Source organism: Asaccharospora irregularis DSM 2635, assembly GCF_900129815.1.
Classification (GTDB): Bacteria; Bacillota; Clostridia; order Peptostreptococcales; family Peptostreptococcaceae; genus Asaccharospora; species Asaccharospora irregularis.
Map to the genome: position 1 here is coordinate 1 of NZ_FQWX01000059.1, position 6,303 is coordinate 6,303.

Genomic DNA, 6,303 nt, shown 5'->3' on the forward strand with positions numbered 1-6,303 from the left:
TTCTTTCACCCAATGGGTGAAAGCTGAATTTCGAAGGAACGCATATTTATCAAGGCTTTGATTATGCTTTTTGAAGTACTGACGTAGAATCTAGGATATTCTAATGTTCTATTAGGTTGTATTGTAATAAGATTTCTTTTCTTAGGACTTTCTATTGTAAAAGTAACCTGTTCATCCTTTCCATTACGAGTGCAAATATTATATTTGATTCCTCGTTTCTCCGCTAACTCTTTATTTAAATGCTTAATAACATCTTGGCAAAATGGACTATAACCTATAAAGGTACCCGTTTTAATAAAGTCATTAGGCGCATACTTATTAGATAGATGCTTAGTATCTAATAGTGTATTCTCTTTATTTATATTCATTGTCTATTCCCCTTTTTTAAATAGTTCTTAGAAATTATTTTATATACTCTCTCAATTGCTTCGTCTATAAACTTACACTTATTTATTTCTTCTACTAACCATTTTATTCTAATTTTTAAGGATATTCTATAAATTAATTATAACACTCCAAGTTATATTTTTAAAATGATTAGTTTAATACCTAAATAGTCTAATGAAGAGTGTAAAGATTTTAATGTGCCTCGTAAGTCCTCATGCCAAAAAGCCTCGTGCAGTCTATCAGGATTTCTCCTTCATTATCTCCACGAGGCTTAATCTAACTTTCTTATTTTTTACATATATAACATAAATTTTTAACTCATAATAAGTTGCTGCTTTCTATAATAAAAATGCTGCTATTATTATATGAAATAACCGAGTATCAACCATTCACAATTTCGTCTGGTGAATAACCTCTATCTTGCAATACCATAAAAGCAGCATGTACTTCTCTTGATAATTTGTTTGCCGAACCTTCCCTACGAACAATAGTCTTCAAATCATAGTCACTATAATTTGAATATTTATCTTTTAATTCCCTTACTGCATCGCCTCTCTCGATTAATCTGTCAAATAAACCCACCTGAATCAATCCTTTCATTTGTAATTTATAGTAGTATTAATTTTGCCTTTTACTAGATTCATAAAATAGGTATTTAGCAACTTATGATTTATTAGAGATCAATTAAATAAACATAAAACTCATATTATAATAAATTAGATTATATTAAAAAATTTCTAGTTTTGGATTCTTTACAATCTTTGATACCATTTTTATTTCCACTATATATTATTTTTCCACCATATATACCACTTTCTGGTCCAAACTCTATTAAGTAGGAACAATGACTAAGAGCAAAAGCATTATGTTCAACAATTATAACAGTAGAATCCCCTTCCACTATTTCATATAAAAACTTTATTATATTACTTATATCATTTGAACTTAATCCTTTAAATGGTTCATCGAGAACTATGTACCTATCTTTTCTCTTACTTTTTAATGCCTTTACTAACTTTAATCTCTGGCTTTCTCCGCCAGATAAGGACTGAACACCTTGTAAAAGGGTAATATAACCTAATCCCAGTCTTTTCATAATTATGAGTGTATCAATTATATTGCCTTTTACTTCTTTAAATGTTTCAATTAACTCATCTACAGTTTTATTCAACAACTCATAAATATTAAGATTCTTAAAAGTATATTCTAGCGCCCCATTATTAAATCTCTTTCCTTCACATTCTGGGCATCTATAAGAAAATGTGTCATCAAATTTTGACTGATATGTTATATATCCTTTTCCATTACAAGCACTGCATGCCCCTTTTGAGTTTACATAAAACGAAAACATACTTTCATCTACATTGTTTTCTTTTGAAAATAATGTTTTTATATTAGACATTATATCCGTATATGTAGCCACAACTGAGTAAACATTTCCACTAATAGGCTTTTGATTGGTATAAATTAAGTTTTCTAAGTACTTGGGCAAAATACCTTTTACAAATGAAGTCTTACCAGAGCCTGAAACTCCACAAATACCAATCATACTTTTTATAGGTATACATATGCTTAAACTTTCAATATTATTGTATCTCTCATTTTCAATATGTATATAAGATCTTGCTTGAAAAAATTTATATGCTATTGTTTCTATAGAATTATTTCTATAAAGCACAGAATCAACTAAAAATCCACCATCTTTTCCAGCCTTGGGCCCTAAAGCAATTATATTGTCACTTATATCTAGGAAATATGAATTATGATCTATAAATAATATTGTATTTTCCTTATCTATAACCGAAAGCATACATTTAGCAATTGAATTGTACTCAGATGGGTGTAAACCCGCAGAAGGCTCGTCTAACACATACAAAATATTATTAAATTGTGTGCTTAATATTTTTGATAACCTCAACCTTTGTAATTCCCCGCCAGATAAGGAACTAATTGCCCTATTCAAATTTAAATATCCTAATTTTAAAAAGGTTAATTTATCAATAAAGTTTAATATTATTTCAATACTACTTTTACAATATAATTCTTTTTCCCAAGTATTTTTATGTTGTAAAAGCCATTCTTTTAATAAATATAACTCCATTGTGTAAATCTCACCTAGATTTTTACCAAATAACTTATACTTAAGTATTTTATTTGAAAATCTATACCCATTGCATACACTGCATTTTTCTTTTTTAATAAAACCAATCTCTCTATTTTCTAGGCTATTTTTATTTATTTTTTCACCCAGTCTAAGCATAGGTCCTTTATAAAAATCTGTTTTTACTCTTTTTCTACCTGATTGCTTATAATCAATTTTATACTTTTGAGATGATACTCCATATAATAAATTATGCCTTTCTATATCATCTAGATCTCTGAACTTTTTATCTATACATATATTAATTTCATTACAATATTGCTCAATTAATTGCTTATAATAATTAACTTCACTATTTCTCCAGTTTATAAAAGGAATATCTTTGATTGTAGAATCGTAATCTAATATTTTTATTATATCTGGGTTAAACTCATATCCTAATCCTTTACACTTCTTGCAAGCAGACTCCAGTTTATTAAAACTAAATCGATGGAAAGGTACATTATTATATAAAGAAACCATTTTACTAAATAGTTTATCTATTCCATAGTAAGTTGCAATTGTAGATCTAGGATTATTGTTATAATTGTTTTGTTCAAGTGCTACAGACGGAATAATATTCCTGTATTCTTGTATTGAAAATTCATTATGAAAGTTATCATATCCATACAATTGATTTAATTCACTTTGGCTTATTTGATATATAGTATCAAAGGCTAGTGAAGATTTTCCACTGCCGCTTGGACCTGTAATACATATGATTTTATTCTTTTCTATTTTTATATTTATATTTTTTAGGTTATTAGTATTTATTCCTTTATATTCAAGATAAACCACAAAAATCACATCCATATAATAGTATATTAATTCTTAATCTATTACTAATGTTATAAACTTTACTTTACCGTCTAATCTAATTCTGCCACTTTTTCTACTTTTTTGCAATCCAGAATAATCCATCATCCAACTGTTCTTCGATAACTTCGTCTTCTAAACATATATTAATTCTTGGTATATAATCTATTACTTTAAATCCTGCTTCATTTAAACACTCCTTAACTTCAGATATTTTGGGTATATGAATAAATATATCTTCTATATTAAGATCATCCATAAGCAAATCACCAAATTCGTATAATCTTTTATCATTATTGCCCTGTTTCCACTTAACCTTTTCACTAATCCAAAACTTACTTTCTAATTTATTATCTAAATAGGGCGTTGAAAAAATAAAATATCCTCCCTTTTTTAAAACCCTATTAATTTCTTTTAACGCCTTCAGTCTTCTCTCTCTTTTAGGAATAAGCATTAGACCGTTAAATGAAAATATAGCCTTATCAAATGTTGAATTATCATACTTAAGATTTGTTGCATCCCCTACAACAAATTCAATATTGTTATTTAAAGATTTTGCACTTTTTATCATTTCTTCCGCTATATCTAAGCCTACAATATCTCTGTATCCTATACTATGAAGTGGTATAGTAGTTCTTCCTGCTCCACAGCCTATATCTAAAATTTTATCTTGAAAATTTAAGTATTTATCAAATAATATTTTTTCACATTTAAATAATCCTATATTATAAACGATATCAGTATAATAATTTATCATTTCATTATCATTATAAATTTCTTTTACAAAGTGAGTATCTATAGTCTTTGTACTCATATTAACCTCCATAGATATTATAAACTTTCTTTTACTAGAGTTCTATAAATATCCTCTTTATAACTATTGTTGCACATTGGATTTAAATAACATCCATTATTTAAATAATGGTCAATTCTACATCCTCCACTGCATATATACTTTAATTCGCATTCTTTACACAATTTCATATTTGTAATTTCTGTATCCTTATTCAGTTTATTAAACTCATATACTATTTCACCTATATTTTTATTAACGATATTCCCTCTACCGATATTTAACTTGCTGCAAGGATATATTTCACCGTTTGAATCTATAGTTATACTGCACCCTATACCACAGTTGTAAAAATGTATGTTTTTTTGATACTTTTTCTCGTCAACATAACCCATTTCAACTAATTTCGTCTTAATATTAGTAACACTCTCTTCAATATAAGTTGAGTTTTCAAAAAACTCTTCTGGCAGGCTTTTTGCATAACCCTCTTTATCTAACTTTGCATTTATTCTTACATTTATTTTATCATAATCTAACTCTTCTAAGAATCTTATTAAATTTTCTTCAACATCTTCAATATTACTTGGAATGATTGTAATTGCCAATGTTAGAGGTATCTTATATTCTTTTATAAGATTCAGACTGTTGATAAACCTATTATAATTAGTCTTTCCTCTAACCCTTTCATAACATTCCCTTGTTATCCCTTCCATACTTACTTGTATCTCATCCACACATTCTGAAAGTTCTAATATGTTTTCTTTATCTATAAGAACTCCGTTAGTAAACAATACTACCTTGTGATCATATTTTTTAGCAAATTTCATTATTCCTATGCTATCTTTTCTAATCAAAGGCTCTCCACCAGTAAAAACAATCTCTGTATTTTTGATGACCTTGCTTAAGTTCTCAATAGCACTTATCCATTGTTCTTCTGATAATTCATTATTAATTGCATTTCCTGCAGCCATATAGCAATGGATGCAACGCATGTTACATTTATGAGTTAAGTGTATTTGAATAGTCTTCTTAATTTGTTCAATTGGCTCATTTTCAATAGCATTAGTAAACTCATAAAACTTATTTTTTTCAATTTTTTCAAGCAACGATTGCATGCAATCTATTATTACTCCTTCTTGTTCATCATAACTTTCTGCATACTGCTCCAAAATATCTATTATCCTGTTTTCTTTAGTAATTAAAGAAAACATCTTAAATTCTTTTCCATCTAAAACAATCCAGTTAGGTTTCTCATATGCCAAAATTATATATTTATTATCCAAATTTTTTATGTAAAGATTTTGTGGTATTTCAATAATATCGTATATACTGAAATTTTTTTCCATAGTATCCAACTTTCCCTGTTCATAATATATAGTATTTGATTATATAAAATAAACTGTTGAAGTTAAATCAACAGTTTATTTTATATAAATTAGCAATCTTGTCTTTTATGAGTTGTTCTACACTGACTTCTCTGTGCCTTAACAGTTCTTTCTTCTTGCTTCTTAGAATTTTCTTCGTTTTTAACTTTGAATCCTTCTAAATTTGTAAACTTCATGATTTAACCCCCCTTACCTATGTATAATTATATAATATACCTTGTAGATAATTTTGTAAATAGTTAGAGTAATTTGACGATATATGAAGATTAGGCTATTTATTTCACAAAATAAATCCTTGGTATTCGGAAAATGTTTTGTTATGCCACTAAGGTAAAAATTTAATAGATAGTCTAATGCTGTTGTCAAAATAAATTTACCACTTCCATTTGACCTGATAATAAAATTCACATCTCTGTTAGATTTCTATTCAAGAGACTTTATGGTTTAAAATTCTTTATTAAATACTATATTTTAACCTAACAAATCGTAAAAAACAAAAACCGGCAATTATTAATCTTGCCTGATTAAAATTGCCGGTTTAAAAGTCTATCATTTCAGTATTTTGTTATTTGATATCTACTATACCCCAGTTATCATTATTATTAAACTCACAGGCAAGAGTTTTAACCAATTCACCCTTTGCATAAACCTCTATTACTACTTTATTGTCACTTTTTTCTATTATTCCCTAGATTCTACGTCAGTACTTCAAAAAGCATAATCAAAGCCTTGATAAATATGCGTTCCTTCGAAATTCAGCTTTCACCCATTGGGTGAAAGAA

The 6,303-nt window shown here is 27.5% G+C and carries 6 protein-coding genes; all 6 read right to left on the reverse strand.

All coding sequences use genetic code 11. The features are described 5' to 3' along the window. Positions 1-5 precede the first annotated feature (5 nt). The gene (locus BUB34_RS13375; RefSeq protein ID WP_073127769.1) at positions 6-368 is read right to left on the reverse strand and encodes a hypothetical protein; all 363 of its coding nucleotides are present in this window, start codon (positions 366-368) and stop codon (positions 6-8) included. Between the two features lie 400 nt (positions 369-768). Continuing rightward, on the reverse strand, positions 769-969 hold the full coding sequence (locus BUB34_RS12515; protein WP_073127771.1) for a hypothetical protein: 201 nt from the start codon (positions 967-969) through the stop codon (positions 769-771). Positions 970-1,108: 139 nt separating this feature from the next. Continuing rightward, entirely contained in the window at positions 1,109-3,325 is a 2,217-nt protein-coding gene (locus tag BUB34_RS12520) for an ATP-binding cassette domain-containing protein (RefSeq protein ID WP_073127773.1), read from the reverse strand. A gap of 94 nt (positions 3,326-3,419) precedes the next feature. After that, entirely contained in the window at positions 3,420-4,157 is a 738-nt protein-coding gene (locus BUB34_RS12525) for a class I SAM-dependent methyltransferase (protein ID WP_073127775.1), read from the reverse strand. Positions 4,158-4,174: 17 nt separating this feature from the next. Then, positions 4,175-5,482, reverse strand: a complete 1,308-nt coding sequence (locus BUB34_RS12530; protein WP_073127777.1) for a radical SAM/SPASM domain-containing protein — start codon at positions 5,480-5,482, stop codon at positions 4,175-4,177. Positions 5,483-5,571: 89 nt separating this feature from the next. Beyond that, on the reverse strand, positions 5,572-5,697 hold the full coding sequence (locus BUB34_RS13835; RefSeq protein ID WP_278276719.1) for a hypothetical protein: 126 nt from the start codon (positions 5,695-5,697) through the stop codon (positions 5,572-5,574). Positions 5,698-6,303: the final 606 nt, after the last annotated feature.